Below are 14,134 nucleotides of genomic sequence, written 5' to 3'. Positions count from 1 at the left end.
GATCTCTCGAGAGATCTTGCCTTAGGAAGGCTGTGATGTCCACCATTGTTTTCGCGCCAGTTATGTGCGGGCGCTCCCCAGAGATCGAAATCTCAGGGATCGTGTCAGTGCAGCGGCAGTCCCAGCTCGAGGACACGCTCGGCGTTGCCGGACTCCAGCGAGGCGTTCGCCGCGATCCCGACGGCGAGGGACCGGAAGCCGTCCCGGGGCCCCGCGTGCAGGCCGAGGGGGTCGTGGCTGACCCCGCGGAAGACGTGGGCCAGCAGCGCGGCGTCTCCCCCGCCGTGCCCTCCTGCGCCCTCCGCCACCGGGACGGTGCGGGCCTCGCCCCAGTGCTGCTGGACCACCAGCCGGTTGCCGCGCACCCGCGCGGGCTCGAGGTCCTCGTTCACGGCGCCGGGGGTGCGCGCTGCCCCGCCGGGCTCGTCGTGGGCGCTCGCGTCGAGGACTCCGTGGCCGGGGAACGGTGGGACCGAGGTCCGTTCCACGACTGACAGCTCCGCTCGCCCGCCCGTGCCGTTGACCGCGACGGTGTACCCCTCCCAGGGGCCGTGGGCGTTGAGGGAGTAGGTGAGGGTGGCCCCGGAGCGGTAGTCGACGAGCACGGCCAGGTTGTCCTCGATGGTGATGGGACCGGTGAAGACGTCGAGGTCACGCAGGTACCCGTCGTGGTCCTCGGCCTCGAGGTAGAGGTCGCGCAGGCGGGGGTCGTCGCGCAGGTCGAGGGCGAAAGGGTCGCTCGCAGCGTGGTCACCGGTCCCGCGCACGGGCCGGTCCTCCAGCCCGCGCGCGGCCGCGTTCTCCGGCCCGTAGAACCGCAGCCCGCCGCTGGCGAAGACGCGGGACGGCACGTCGTCGAGCCACCAGTTGACGAGGTCGAAGTGGTGCGAGGACTTGTGGACGAGCAGGCCCCCGGACTGCTCCTTGAGCCGGTGCCAGCGCCGGAAGTAGTCGGCGCCGTGCCGTGTGTCCAGCACCCACTCGAAGTGCACCGACGTCACCTCACCGATCACGCCGCTGCGCAGCACCTCCTTGAGGGCGCTGTTGCGCGGGGAGTAGCGGTAGTTGAAGGTCACCGTCAGGTCCCGCCCGGTCTCGGCGCGGGCTTCCTCGATGGCCAGGGCGCCGGCCAGGTCGATGGTCAGCGGCTTCTCCACCACGACGTCGGCCCCGGCGCGCATGGCGCGGGTCACCAGGTCAGCGTGGGTGTAGTCCGGGGTGGTGACGATGACGACGTCGACCCGTTGCTCGGCGATCATCGCCTCGAGGGCCTCGGGGTCGTAGCGCGGCAGCGGGTCCGCACAGATGCCCAGCTCAGCGCACCTGGCGTCGTAGTACGCCGCGCGGGTGGGGTTCGGCTCGCACCAGGCCACCAGCTCGGCGACGTCCTGGTGGGGGCCGGCGATGGCCTCGACGAACATCTCGGCCCGGTTGCCCAGCCCTGCGACGGCGTATCTGCGGCGGGTGGTCATGATGAGCTCACTCTCGGTTCGACGAAGCGTGGGTGCAGGGCGGGTTGAGCAGGGCAGGTCGCGCGATCGCCTCAGGTCAGGTCGAGCCCGAGGTCCGCGATGCGTACCGGGAGGCCGATCCGCAACGACGACGTGGCCGCGATGCCCACGACGACGGACCGGAGCCCGTCCTTGTAGTTGGCCGGTCGTCCCAGGGAGTCCGGGGCCGGGCCGCGGAAGACGTCGGCGAGCATCTGCGCGTCGCCGCCGCCGTGCGCCCCATCGGTGCGGTGGATCGCCACCTCGCGCGAGGCCTCCCAGTGGCGCTGGACGAGGATGCGTTCTCCGCGGGGGCGCAGCTCGCCGGGCGCGTCCTCGTGCCCGGTCTTGGAGGCGTCGAGGTCGCGGCGGCCGTCGGCCCGGGGCAGCAGCGCACCGCGCTCGACGACCTCCAGCTCGACCCGTCCCTCGGTGCCGTTGATCCCCACCCGGTACCCCTCCCACGGGCTGTGGGTGTTGAGGGAGTAGGTGAGCGAGGCGCCGCGGGTGTAGTCGACGAGCACGGACATGTTGTCCTCGATCGTGATGCCGGGAGAGAACACGTCCCGGTCACGCAGGTACCCGTCGTGCTCCTCGGCGTCGAGGTAGAGGGCCTTGAGGCGGGGGTCGTCCCGCAGGTCCAGGGCGAAGGGGTCGTTGCTCGGCGGCGTCGTCGTGCCGCGTTCGGGGCGCCGGCCCAGGCCGCGCGCCTTGGCGTTGACGTCTCCGTAGAAGCGCAGGCCGCCGCTGGCGAAGACGCGGGAGGGGAAGTCGTCGAGCCACCAGTTGACGAGGTCGAAGTGGTGGGAGGAGTTGTGGACCAGCAGCCCGCCGGACCGTTCCCGGTCACGGTGCCAGCGCCGGAAGTAGTCGGCTCCGTGCATGGTGTCCAGCAGCCACTCGAAGTGCACCGAGGTCACCTCCCCGATCTCCCCGGAGGAGATGACCTCCTTGAGGGCGGAGTTGCGCGCGGCGTAGCGGTAGTTGAACGTCAGGACGAGGGACCGGCCGGTGTCCTCGAGCGCCTCGATGAATCGGCGGCTGCCCGCCAGATCCGTGGTCAACGGCTTCTCGATGACGACGTCCGCGCCGGCCCGCATGGCCCGGGTGGCCATCTCCGCGTGGGTGTCGTCCGGGCTGGTCACGATGACGGTGTCGACGCGCTCGTCGGCGATCATCACCTCGAGGTCGGCCGGCAGGTACCGCGGGACCGCGGGGAGCCCGGCGGCCTGGAGCAGCCCGTCGAAGTAGTCCGCACGCACGGGGTTGGGCTCGCACCACGCCACGATCTGCGCGACGTCGCCGTGGTCGGCGAGGATCGAGTCGACGTACATCTGCGCACGGTGCCCCGCCCCGACGACGGCGTACCGTCGCACTGCACCACCTGCACTGTCTCCCACGTGGACTGCTCCTGTTCTTGTCTGTCACGGACCGTCGGCCCAGACCCTCCGGCGGGTCTGGGCCGACGGTAGTACGTCAGCGCGAGCCGCTGCACACGATCAGCTCACTGATCGGTGCCGCGTCCCGGCCGGCAGGGATCAGCTCGTGGCCTGCTCGACCTCTGACATGAACTGCTCGGCCGCCTGCTCCGGGGTGATCTGACGGAACAGCACCTGCTCGTTGATGCGCTTGATGATGTTCACGACCTCACCCGAGCCGACGGGCGGGGTGGCGAGGGAGTCGACGATGACCGGCCCCAGGTCTGCCAGGAAGGCTGCGGACTGCTTGTCCACGTCGGTGAAGCTCTCCTGGACCGCCTCACGCACCGAGGTGTTGGCCGGCAGGCCACGGTCGGAGAGGATGATCTTGCCGGCCTCGACGTCGTTGAGCATGAAGTCGACGAAGAGGGCCGCCTCCTCCGGGTGCTCGGTCGTGGAGGAGATGGAGTAGTACATCGAGGGCTTGAAGTACATGCCCGTCCGCTCCCCGTCCGCCTCGCCAGGGTGACGCAGCAGCTTGAGCTCGTGACCGGCCGCGCTGGTCAGCGCGCCGAGCTGGTTGGTCCAGAACAGCGAGTTGCCGCCTTGCCCGGTGCCCACCAGGGACATCTCCGGGCCGCCGTTCTCCACCTCCACGCTCTTGGTCGCAGGCGGCGTCGCGCCGGCGTCCTGCAGCGTCAGGGACATGCTCCACCACTCGGCGAGGGTCTCCTTGCTGAAGCCCAGGCTGCCGTCGGGGTTGTAGAGCTCCTCACCCTTCTGGCGGGCGAAGATCGCGAAGCCGGGCTCGTTGAAGCCGTAGTCCTGCGCGCCGTAGACACCGTCAGGAGAGTTGGCGGAGATCGCGGTCGTGACCTCGATGTAGTCGTCCCAGGTCCACGTGGTGTCGTCCGGGAGCTCCACGCCGGCTGCCGCGTAGACCTCGGGGTCGGCGACGAAGGCGTAGGTGTTGATACCGGTGGGGACACCGAACTGGCCGTCGTCGAAGTTCCCGGCGGAGAGGATCTCCTCCTCGATCCCGCTCAGGTCCAGGCTGGTCAGGGCCGACATGTCCTGGACCACGCCCTTGGTGGCGTACTCGCGCAGGTAGCGCTCCTCCTGCATCATCACGTCCGGGGTGTCCCCGGCTGCGACGGTGGTGGAGAGCTTGTCCCAGTAGTCACCCCAGCTGGTGTAGTCGGCGACGATCGTGATGTTGGGGTGCTCAGCGGTGAAGAGGTCGATGACCTCCTGGTTGAGAGCGTGCCGGGTGTCCGAGCCCCACCAGGAGAACCGCAGCTCGACCTTCTCGTCGCCGCCGGCGGAGGTGCTGGTCTTGGGGGACGCCTCGGCGGGCGCGAGCCCGCCGTCGCCGCCGCCGCAGCCTGCCAGGAGCAGGCCGACCACGGCGAGGCCCGCGGTGGTGGCGATCGACCGGCGTCGGGCGCGTGGGGGGTGGGACGGGGGGAACGGTGAGGTGCTGTGCTGAGACATCATGCTCCTTTGCTTGTGCCTTGCAGTGCTCTGACGGGTCGTTCCGGTGAGATGTGCGTCGTGAGGGGCAGCGTGGCCGGCCTACTTGATACCGGTCGTGGCGATGCCCTTGACCAGGTACTTCTGGCCGAAGAGGAAGACGAGGAAGATGGGGATGAGGGAGACGATGGACATCGCAAACAGCGGCCCCCAGCTCGTCTGACCCGTGGCGTCGACGAAGGTGCGCAGCGCCACCGGGACCGTGTACATGTCCGGTCGGGTGAGGAAGATCAGCTGGCTGAAGAAGTCGTTCCAGGTCCAGATGAACGTGAAGATCGCGGTCGTGGCCAAGGCCGGGACCGACAGCGGCAGCATGATCCGGAAGTACGTGCGGATGTGACCGCAGCCGTCCAGGCGGGCGGCCTCGTCGAGCTCCTTGGGGATCCCGCGGAAGAACTGGACCATGAGGAAGATGAAGAACGCGTCCGTGGCCAGCAGCTTCGGCACGATCAGCGGCAGGAAGGTGTTGATCCACTGCAGCTGGGAGAACAGGATGTACTGCGGCACGATGATGACGTGGATCGGCAGCATGATCGTCATGAGCATGATCGCGAAGAGCAGCTTGCGGCCGCGGAAGTTCAGCCGGGCGAAGGCGTAGGCGGCCATCGAGCAGGCGATGAGGTTGCCCAGCAGCGACCCGGCCACCACGATCGCGGAGTTCATGATGTAGTGCCCGAAGGGGTGGGACAGTGCGTTCCAGCCACCGGTGTAGTTGCTCAGGTCGACCGTGGACGGGATGAGCGAGGGGTCCCGGAAGATCAACGAGCTCGGCTTGAAGGAGCTGGCCAGCATCCACAGCAGCGGGTACAGCATGATCAGGCCGAAGATGATGAGCAGCGTGTGCTTGACCACCGCCCTGGCTCGACGCTTGGCCGCGGAGGGCTTGCGGTGCTCGCGACGTCGCGAGGTGGAGGAGCTCTGGCCGGCGCTCGCGGACGACTTCTCGGCGAGGACAAGGGAATCAGTCATTGTAGAAGACCCAATACTTCGAGGCGAAGAAGTTCACGGCGGTGAGTGCAGCGATGATGCCCAGGAGCAGCCAGGCCATCGCTGAGGCGTACCCCATGTCCAGGGCTCCGAAGCCCTTCTGGTAGAGGTACAGCGTGAAGAAGAGCGTCGAGTCGGCGGGTCCGCCCGAGCCTCCCGAGACGATGAACGCCTGCGTGAAGGACTGGAAGGCGTTGATGACCTGCAGCACGAGGTTGAAGAAGATGATCGGCGTGAGCAGCGGGATGGTGATGGAGAAGAACAGCCGCACCTTGCCCGCGCCGTCGATCGCGGCCGCCTCGTAGTACATCTCCGGGATCTGCCGCAGCCCGGCGAGGAAGATGACCATCGGAGCCCCGAAGGTCCATACGTTGAGGATCATGAGCGTGCCCAGGGCGTACTCCGGGTGAGACACCCAGCCCTGCCCCTGGATGCCGAAGAAGGCGAGCAGCTGGTTGACGAGCCCGTCCGTGCCGAAGACCTGACGCCACAGGATGGCGACGGCGACCGACCCGCCGAGCAGGGAGGGCAGGTAGTACATCGACCGGTAGATCGCGAGCCCGCGGACACCGCGGTCGAGGATCATCGCCAGCCCGAGGGCCGCGATGAGCTGGAGCGGGACCGAGATGAACACGTAGCGGAAGGTCACCGCCAGCGCCGTGTGCAGGCGCGGGTCGTCGATCATCCGCTCGTAGTTCTCCAGGCCGATCCACTCGGGCGGCGCGAGCAGGCTGTAGTCCGTGAAGGACAGGTAGAGGGAGGCCGTGATGGGCCCCACGGTGATGAGGACGAGCCCGACGGCCCAGGGGGCCAGGAAGAACAGGGCTGCCTTGGCATCCCTCTTCTCGGACGCGGTCGCCGGCCCTCGTCTACCACGCCGTCCAGCGGTGCGGGTCGTCGAGCGCAGTTCCGTTGGTGCAGACATGGTGCCTCGGCAATCTTCGTTGATAGCCCGGAGTGTTGGAGAGCGCTCTCCAACTCATGTAGTAGTTTTAGCAGTGATGCACGACACATGTCAACGACGACTGTGTGGCGGGTGTCATGACCACCTGGACACACGCGAGTCAGGAGCACGTACCGTGCACGTCGCCACCACCGAACCGATCCCCACGCCGCATCCACTCTCCGACCGGTCACCGCTGACCGTCGCACTCCTGGGCGCCGGCGGCCACGGCCGATCCCACCTGCGGGTCATCGCCGACCTGTCCACCGCGCGGGAAGGGCGCCCCGCCCTCGTCGAGCTCGTCGCCGTCGCCGACCCGGCCCCGCCCGCCACCATCACCGAGACCCTCAGCGCCGACCGGGTCTACGCCAGCGCAGCCGACCTCTTCGCGGCGCACTCCCCCGACATCACCATCATCTGCACGCCCATCAACACCCACCTCGAGCTCGCCGAGCTGGCCTTCGCCCACGGCAGCCACGTCTTCCTCGAGAAGCCCACCACCCCGTCCCTGGCCACCTTCGAGCGGCTGCTCGCCGCAGCCGAGCGCTCCGGCCTGGCCTGCCAGGTCGGATTCCAGTCCCTGGGCTCCCACGCCCTCACGCGGGTCCGCGAGCTCGTCACCTCCGGTGAGCTGGGCACCGTGCGCGGCATCGGCGCGGTGGGGACGTGGACCCGCGACGAGGTCTACTGGGCGCGCGCCCGCTGGGCCGGGCGCCGCACGCTCGACGGCGTGCCCGTCGTGGACGGCGTGGTCACCAACCCGCTCGCCCACGCGGTCGCGACCGCGCTGGCCGTGGACGGCTCCACCCTGGCCGGCGACGTGACCGAGGTGACCACGGACCTCTACCGTGGCAACCGCATCGAGGCGGACGACACCTCGAGCGTGCGGATCCGGACCCGGACCGGCACGGTCATCGCCCTCGGGCTCACCCTGTGCGCGCCGGTCCAGACCGCGCCGCGCATCGTGGTGCACGGGTCGGCCGCGAGCGCGACGCTGTTCTACACGACCGACACCGTGCAGATCCGCCGCGGCGCCGAGGTCACGACCGAGCAGCACGGACGGACCGGGCTGCTGGCCAACCTCGTCGACCACATCCGCGACGGCGCTGCGCTGCTGTGCCCGGTCCAGGGGACGGGGGCGTTCATGCGGGTCCTCGATGCGGTCCGGGCGGCCCCGGACCCGGCCGAGATCTCACCTGAGCACCTGACCACGGTGCTCCCGGGGGCAGCTGGGCACCCGGCTGAACCGGCTGCACCGGCTCCGCCCGCGACCACCGTCGCGCCCCCGGTCTCCCCGCACATCGTGGTGGCCGACGTCGAGCACTGGTGCGAGCAGGTGGCCGAGCACCTGGAGACCTTCACCACCCTCGGCGCACCGTGGACGGTTCCCTCCCCCGAGGGTCCGCACCGCAAGCTGGCGACCGCCCGCGTGGCCGGGGTCGAGGTCGCCCGCCTCGTCGACGGGTCGGGCTCGCGTCCCTCCGACTCCCCCCGCCCGCACCTGCACCCGGTGCGCACCCTGGCCGGCGTCACCGTGACCGACGCCCGACCGGCCGACCACACCTGGCACGCCGGAGCCGGCATCGGCGTGCAGGACGTGGACGGGAACAACCTCTGGGGCGGACGCACCTACGTCCGTGACCACGGCTACCTCTGGCGCGACGACCACGGGTCGATCCGCCACGACCGAACGCTGACCCAGGACGCGGAGCACGTCACCGACGCGCTCACCTGGCTGGCTCACGACGGTTCGGCGCTGCTCACCGAGCGGCGCACCACACGCTGGTGGCAGCTGGACGAGGCGGCGTGGGCCCTGGAGACCAGCTCGACGCTGACCGCCGCGGCCGAGCGCGACGTCGTGCTGGGCAGCCCGGGGTCCAACGGCCGCCCGGGCGGCGGGTACGGCGGGTTCTTCTGGCGGGTGGCTCCCTGCAGCCAGATCGACGTGTGGTCCCCGGACCGCGTCGGGGAGGACGCCGTGCACGGCTCGCTCGCACCCTGGGTGGCCTGGCAGGCCACCGCCACGCCGTCGGGCGACGGCGGCGACGGCGGCGACGCTGGCGACGCCGGGGTAGGAGGCGGTGCACCCTTCACCCTCGTCTTCGCCGCAGGAGACGCGCCCACCGCCGCGGACCCGTGGGTGGTGCGCGCCGCCTCCTACCCCGGCGTCGGCTCGGCGATCGCCTGGGAGAGGCAGACGGTCCTGGCCCCCGGAGCACCCCAGACCCGCACGGTGCGCGTCGCCGTGGCCGACGGGCGCCTGTCCCGGCCGCGCGTGGAACACCTCGGCGCGGCGCTGGCGTGGAACGAGGTTCCACGCCTGCGGTAGCCGACAATGGAGTCCTCAGACGAGAAGACCGCGCGACCGCGACCGCCCCCTGGAGTCCCGATGACGCATGCTCCCCTCCCCTCCCTGACCTTCGGCGCCTACGCCCTCACCCCCGGGCCCGACGCCGACGCCGGCCGCGCCGAGGCGGAGTTCTACACCGGGCTGGGCGACCTCCCCGTCGCCACGATCGAGCTCCCGCTGCTGGGCGAGGGCGCACCGGCCCTGGACCCGGAGTGGATCCTGAGCACGCTGCGCCCCGAGTGGGACCTCATGATCACGTGCATCCCGCGGACCATGATGCGGTTGGCCACCTCCCCCGGCTACGGCCTCGCCTCGACCGACGCCGAGGGGCGGCGCGCCGCCCTGGCGGACCTGGCCGTCGCCCGGGACCTGGCCCACACCCTCGCCGCCGCGAGCGGCCGTCCGCGGGTGACGGCGATCGAGGTGCACAGCGCCCCCGGCCCCGAGCTCGGGTCGGTCGACGCCTTTGCCCAGTCCCTCGCCGAGCTGGCGACGTGGGACCTGGGCGGCGCGCAGATCGTCGTCGAGCACTGTGACGCGCTCGTCCCCGGGCAGGCACCGGTCAAGGGATTCCTCACCATCGACGACGAGATCACCGCGATCCGCACCGTGCTCGCCGCACAGCCCGACGCGCGACTGGGGGTGGGGATCAACTGGGGCCGGTCCGCGATCGAGGGACGCTCGAGCGAGACCGCGACCGAGCACGTGCGCGTCGCCGCCGAGGCCGGGCTGCTGCGCTCGATCATCTTCTCCGGGGCCACCGACCAGGCGACCGCCTGGGGTCCGGCCTGGGACGACACCCACATGGCACCGCGCGGCGAGTCCGCAGCCCTCGCCGCGTCGTCGGCCTCGTTGCTCGGGGTCGAGGAGGTGGCCGCGGCGCTGGCCGCCGCCGGTGACGCTGACCTCGCCTTCGTCGGGGTCAAGGTCACCGCGCGCCCTGCGCAGGCCTCCGCGGCCGAGCGGCTCGCCCTGGCCCGGGAGTCGCTCGCACTGCTGGTCGGAGCGGGCCTGGAGCTCGACGCCGCCGACGCCGCGGTGTGGATCGGCTGAGCCCCTCGCGCGGGTGGCAGAATCATCGGGTGACTGACACCCTGCCGAGCATCGCCTTCCACGAACCCCGCATCCCTCAGAACACCGGGAACGCGATCCGCCTCGCGGCGGTCACCGGTGCCCGGCTGCACCTGGTCGAGCCGCTCGGCTTCGACCTGTCCGAGCCCAAGCTCAAGCGCGCCGGCCTGGACTACCACGACCTCGCCTCCGTCAGCGTGCACCCCGACTTCGAGGCGCTGCTCGCCGGCGACCTCACCGCGCGGGTCTTCGCCTTCACCACGAAGGCGACGACCCGCTACGCGGACATCGTCTACCGTCCCAGCGACATCCTGCTCTTCGGCCCGGAGCCGACCGGCCTGGAGGACGCCGTCCTGGCTCACCCGCGCATCACCGACCAGGTGAAGATCCCGATGCTGCCCAGCCGCCGCTCCCTCAACCTCACCTCCTCCGCGTCCATCGTCATCTACGAGGCGTGGCGCCAGGCGGGCTTCGTCGGCGGGGTCTGAGTGCGCGTCGTCGTCGCCCCGGACTCCTTCAAGGGATCCCTCGACGCGGCCGGCGCCGCGGCGGCGATCGCCCGCGGCTGGAGGGCGGTGCGCCCGGGCGACGACGTGCGGACCGTGGCCCTGGCGGACGGCGGTGAAGGGACCCTCGCGGTCATCGCCGCGGCGGTCCCCGGCGCCCTGGTCCATGAGGTACCGGGCTGCACGGGTCCGGACGGGCGGGTCGTGGTGGGCCGCTGGCTCGAGCTGCCTGGTCGCCACGCGGTCGTCGAGCTCGCGCAGGTCAGCGGGCTGACGTTGATGGCGGCCCCGGACCCGCTGGGGGCGACCACCCGCGGGCTCGGTGAGGTGGTCGCAGCAGCGCTGGACGCCGGCGCGCAGTCCGTGACGATCGCGCTCGGCGGGTCGGCCTCGACCGACGGCGGGGCCGGTGCCCTCAGCGCCCTCGGCCTGGTGCTGCGCGACGCGACCGGCGCGGTGCTCCAGGACGGCGGAGGGGCGCTGGGCCAACTGGCAACGGCGGATCGCTCGGGGCTGCGCCCACCTCCCCCGGGTGGGGTGGTCCTGCTGACCGACGTGGACAACCCGTTGCTCGGCGCGCGGGGGGCGGCGCGGGTCTTCGGCCCGCAGAAGGGCGCGTCCGCGGGCGACGTCGAGCAGCTGGAGGCTGGGCTGGCGCGGCTCGCGCAGGTGCTGGACGGGGCAGGGCAGGTTCCCGGCGCCGGAGCGGCGGGCGGCACCGGCTTCGGCTTCATCGCCGCCTGGCAGGCGCGCGTCGTCTCAGGTGCCGCGCACGTCGCCGCCCTCGTCGGGCTCCCGGAGCTGCTGAGCGGCGCCGACGTGCTGATCACCGGGGAGGGGCGGTTCGACGGGACGAGCCTGGACGGGAAGGTGGTCGGTGAGGTCGTGGGCCTGGCGTCGCGTCCCGCGCTGCGGACCGCCGTCGTCGCCGGGTCGATCCCCGACGCGCGCTGGCTGGACGAGCACGGCGTCTGGCACTGCTCCCTGGTGGACCTCGCCGGCGAGGCGGCCGCCCTGGCCGACCCAGCGCGCTGGCTCACCGAGGCCGGCACCCGCGCCGCCCACGCCCTCACCACCCCCGGCCCAGCCGACCCCACTCCCCCCATCCCACCCATCCGCCCCCGCTGAGTGCTGGCTTGTGCACGCCTGATGTCCGATATGGGCGTGCACAAGCCAGCACTCAGCGGGGGGGTGGGGTGGGGTTAGTTGAGGGGGTGGGTTGGGGGGCGGTTGTGGGCTACGTCGATGAGGGCGTCGACGACGCTCGTGGAGACGTCGCGGACGAAGTCGGCGGTCCAGCACAGGGCGTGCGGGGTGACGATGACGTTGTCCATGGTGAGCAGCGGGTCGTCGGCGGCCGGCGGCTCCTGCTCGAGCACGTCGAGCCCGGCCCCGGCGATGCTGCCCGTGCGCAGCGCCTCGACCAGGGCGTCCTGGTCGATCAGCGGCCCGCGCCCGACGTTGATGACGTAGGAGGTCCGCGGCATCCGCGCGAGGAAGTCGGCGTCGACCATGTGGCGTGAGGACGGGGTGAGCGAGGCGGTGAGGACGACGTAGTCGGCCCTCGCCGCGAGGTCCTCCAGGCTGAGCAGCTCGACGCCGGCCAGCTCCCCGGCCGCCTGGCGGGCGCGCACGCTCGGGCGGTCCACCGTGACGATCCGGACCCCGAGCGGGGCGATGAGCTGAGCCAGGTCGGTGCCGACCCCGCCGACGCCGATGATCGCCACGGTCCGCCCCGCCAGCCCCAGCCCTCGGTAGCTCCCGCGGTCTTGCCAGCGGCCCTGCGCGGCGGCACGGCCGTTGTCCATGAGGCGATGGCTCAGGGCGAGCAGCAGGGTCATCGCCGCGAGGGCGAGCGGCCGGCGCACGCCGTTCGGGGTGTTGGTCACCACGACCCCCTCGGCGGCCAGGCCGGCGAGGTCGATCCCGTCGAAGCCCGCTCCGAAGCGGGCGACGTGCTTGAGGCGGGGCGCCGCGGCGACGACCTCCCGGGAGTAGCCCCAGTGACCGAAGGACAGCACGGCGTCGTAGGGGGCGAGCTCGGCGGCGCTCGGGTCGTGACCGGCGAGCGCGGGCATCACCTCCCAGCGCAGCCCCGCCTCGGTGAGCCGGTCCAGGCCGACGTCGCCGAAGATCGTCGAGCCGTCCGGTGCGGTCACGTCCGAGCTGAGCCCGACGACATACTCCTGGCCCGGGGTGCGCTGGCGGTGGGTCATGCTTCCTCGTCTCCGGACCGGTGACCCCTCGAAGGAGGCGCGATCCACTAAAGATCTGATCTATAACAGTAGTTAGCGGCTCTGCGCCGCGCAGTCGGGACTACTTTGCCTCAGTCATCAGATGATTGCTAGGCTACGTCTGCTCCTGTTCTCGCTCGAACCACCCACCCATCAATGACGAAGGGGTGCCAGACATGGCCCGCATCACCAGCATCGAGATCGACGACGTCCGCTTCCCGACCTCCCTCACCGCAGACGGCTCGGACGCGATGAACAAGGACGGCGACTACTCCGCCGCCTACGTGGTGCTGCGCACCGACGGCACCGCCGCAGACGGCTCCCCGCTCGCCGGGTACGGGCTGACGTTCACGACGGGGCGGGGCAACGACATCGTCGCCGTCGCCGCGCGCCAGCAGGCTGAGCAGCTCGTCGGCCGGGACGTCGAGGAGATGGTGGCGGACATGGGCGGGGTGTACCGCTTCCTCACCTCCGACGCCCAGATGCGCTGGCTCGGCCCGGAGAAGGGTGTGGTCCACCTGTCGCTGTCTGCTGTGATGAATGCCGCCTGGGACCTCGCCGGGCGCCTGGCCGGCAAGCCGGTGTGGCGCCTGCTCGCGGACATGACCCCCGAGCAGCTCGTCGACGTCGCCGACCTGCGCTACCTCTCCGACGCCCTCACCCGCGAGGAGGCCGTCGCGATGCTCCGCGCCAAGGAGTCCGGGAAGGCCGGGCGCATCGCCGAGCTCGAGGCCACCGGCTACCCCTGCTACACGACATCGGCCGGGTGGCTGGGCTACTCCGACGACAAGCTGCGCCGCCTCTGCCAGGAGGCGATCGACGAGGGCTACAACCACATCAAGCTCAAGGTGGGCGGGAACCTGGAGGACGACGTCCGCCGCTGCGCGATCGCCCGTGAGGTGATCGGTCCGGACCGTGTGCTCATGATCGACGCCAACCAGGTGTGGGACGTGGACCAGGCGATCGAGTGGACCAACGCCCTCGCGCCATTCGACCTGCTGTGGATCGAGGAGCCCACCAGCCCTGACGACGTGCTCGGCCACGCGGCCATCAAGCGCGGCGTGGCGCCGATCGGGGTCGCGACCGGCGAGCACTGCCACAACCGGGTCATGTTCAAGCAGTTCATGCAGGCTGGCGCCCTCGACTTCTGCCAGCTCGACGCCGGCCGCCTGGCCAGCCTCAACGAGATCGTCGCGGTGCTGCTGCTCGCGGCAAAGTTCGACGTCCCGGTCTGCCCGCACGCGGGCGGCGTCGGGCTGTGCGAGATGGTCCAGCACGTGTCGATGCTCGACTTCGTGGCGATCTCCGGCAGCCGCGAGGGCCGCGTCACCGAGTTCGTCGATCACCTGCACGAGCACTTCACCGATCCCTGCGTCGTCACGAATGCCGCCTACGTCCTGCCGAGCCTGCCCGGCTACTCGACCGAGATGCACCCGGCGTCGGTGGCCGAGTACCGCTTCCCGGACGGGTCCTACTGGCGCGAGCGCCACGCCTCGGCGGCCGCTGCGGCCGCTGCGGCTGCCGAGGGGCGCACCCCCGCCGCCGTCTGACCTCACGCCTCTCGGCCGGGCCGCCCCGCTGCGGTCCGAGCCCCGCCCCCCC

At 71.2% G+C, this 14,134-nt stretch carries 11 protein-coding genes; 5 read left to right on the top strand and 6 right to left on the bottom strand.

Annotation, left to right across the window (positions count from 1 at the left end; genetic code table 11):
* Window positions 1-104 precede the first annotated feature (104 nt).
* The 5 genes from SS2_RS04390 to SS2_RS04370 form a co-directional block, all read right to left on the bottom strand.
* Entirely contained in the window at window positions 105-1,472 is a 1,368-nt protein-coding gene (locus SS2_RS04390) for a Gfo/Idh/MocA family protein (RefSeq protein WP_066461466.1), read from the bottom strand.
* A gap of 71 nt (window positions 1,473-1,543) precedes the next feature.
* A complete protein-coding gene (locus SS2_RS04385; RefSeq protein ID WP_369405199.1) occupies window positions 1,544-2,866 on the bottom strand; it encodes a Gfo/Idh/MocA family protein in 1,323 nt (440 codons plus the stop codon).
* 162 nt (window positions 2,867-3,028) lie between these two features.
* Window positions 3,029-4,402 carry an ABC transporter substrate-binding protein gene (locus SS2_RS04380; protein WP_066461463.1) on the bottom strand — a complete coding sequence of 458 codons (1,374 nt, stop codon included), beginning with the start codon at window positions 4,400-4,402 and terminating at the stop codon, window positions 3,029-3,031.
* 81 nt (window positions 4,403-4,483) lie between these two features.
* Window positions 4,484-5,410, bottom strand: a complete 927-nt coding sequence (locus tag SS2_RS04375) for a carbohydrate ABC transporter permease (RefSeq protein ID WP_083941754.1) — start codon at window positions 5,408-5,410, stop codon at window positions 4,484-4,486.
* Window positions 5,403-6,353 carry a carbohydrate ABC transporter permease gene (locus SS2_RS04370; RefSeq protein ID WP_066461459.1) on the bottom strand — a complete coding sequence of 317 codons (951 nt, stop codon included), beginning with the start codon at window positions 6,351-6,353 and terminating at the stop codon, window positions 5,403-5,405. Before SS2_RS04370 ends, SS2_RS04375 begins: the two co-directional genes overlap by 8 nt.
* A gap of 154 nt (window positions 6,354-6,507) precedes the next feature.
* Between SS2_RS04370 and SS2_RS04365 the strand changes: the two genes are divergently transcribed.
* From SS2_RS04365 to SS2_RS04350, 4 genes are read left to right on the top strand one after another with little or no spacing between them, the layout of a single operon-like run.
* The gene (locus tag SS2_RS04365) at window positions 6,508-8,700 is read left to right on the top strand and encodes a DUF6807 family protein (protein ID WP_066461458.1); all 2,193 of its coding nucleotides are present in this window, start codon (window positions 6,508-6,510) and stop codon (window positions 8,698-8,700) included.
* Window positions 8,701-8,760: 60 nt separating this feature from the next.
* Complete coding sequence (locus SS2_RS04360) at window positions 8,761-9,774, top strand: DUF4862 family protein (RefSeq protein ID WP_083941751.1); 1,014 nt, start codon at window positions 8,761-8,763, stop codon at window positions 9,772-9,774.
* A gap of 29 nt (window positions 9,775-9,803) precedes the next feature.
* On the top strand, window positions 9,804-10,280 hold the full coding sequence (locus SS2_RS04355) for a tRNA (cytidine(34)-2'-O)-methyltransferase (protein WP_439646289.1): 477 nt from the start codon (window positions 9,804-9,806) through the stop codon (window positions 10,278-10,280).
* Entirely contained in the window at window positions 10,281-11,426 is a 1,146-nt protein-coding gene (locus tag SS2_RS04350; RefSeq protein WP_066461456.1) for a glycerate kinase, read from the top strand. It begins immediately after the preceding gene.
* 74 nt (window positions 11,427-11,500) lie between these two features.
* Here the strand turns inward: SS2_RS04350 and SS2_RS04345 are convergent, their stop codons facing one another.
* Window positions 11,501-12,514 carry an NAD(P)-dependent oxidoreductase gene (locus SS2_RS04345; protein ID WP_066461453.1) on the bottom strand — a complete coding sequence of 338 codons (1,014 nt, stop codon included), beginning with the start codon at window positions 12,512-12,514 and terminating at the stop codon, window positions 11,501-11,503.
* A 194-nt stretch (window positions 12,515-12,708) separates the two neighbouring features.
* On the opposite strand from SS2_RS04345, the gene SS2_RS04340 reads away from it, so the two are divergent.
* A complete protein-coding gene (locus SS2_RS04340; RefSeq protein WP_066461451.1) occupies window positions 12,709-14,082 on the top strand; it encodes an L-fuconate dehydratase in 1,374 nt (457 codons plus the stop codon).
* Window positions 14,083-14,134 lie beyond the last annotated feature (52 nt).

It is taken from the genome of Sanguibacter suarezii NBRC 16159, from assembly GCF_001552735.1.
Classification (GTDB): Bacteria; Actinomycetota; Actinomycetes; order Actinomycetales; family Cellulomonadaceae; genus Sanguibacter; species Sanguibacter suarezii.
The sequence above is the reverse complement of the archived record's forward strand: the minus strand, read 5'-3'. Positions and strand labels throughout refer to the sequence as shown.

Excerpts from the sequence above, each read along its gene's own strand:
- SS2_RS04345 (WP_066461453.1), bottom strand. The coding sequence starts at position 12,514 with ATGACCCACCGCCAGCGCACCCCGGGCCAGGAGTATGTCGTCGGGCTC.
- SS2_RS04370 (WP_066461459.1), bottom strand. The coding sequence starts at position 6,353 with ATGTCTGCACCAACGGAACTGCGCTCGACGACCCGCACCGCTGGACGG.
- SS2_RS04360 (WP_083941751.1), top strand. The coding sequence starts at position 8,761 with ATGACGCATGCTCCCCTCCCCTCCCTGACCTTCGGCGCCTACGCCCTC.
- SS2_RS04375 (WP_083941754.1), bottom strand. The coding sequence starts at position 5,410 with ATGACTGATTCCCTTGTCCTCGCCGAGAAGTCGTCCGCGAGCGCCGGC.
- SS2_RS04380 (WP_066461463.1), bottom strand. The coding sequence starts at position 4,402 with ATGTCTCAGCACAGCACCTCACCGTTCCCCCCGTCCCACCCCCCACGC.
- SS2_RS04340 (WP_066461451.1), top strand. The coding sequence starts at position 12,709 with ATGGCCCGCATCACCAGCATCGAGATCGACGACGTCCGCTTCCCGACC.
- SS2_RS04390 (WP_066461466.1), bottom strand. The coding sequence starts at position 1,472 with ATGACCACCCGCCGCAGATACGCCGTCGCAGGGCTGGGCAACCGGGCC.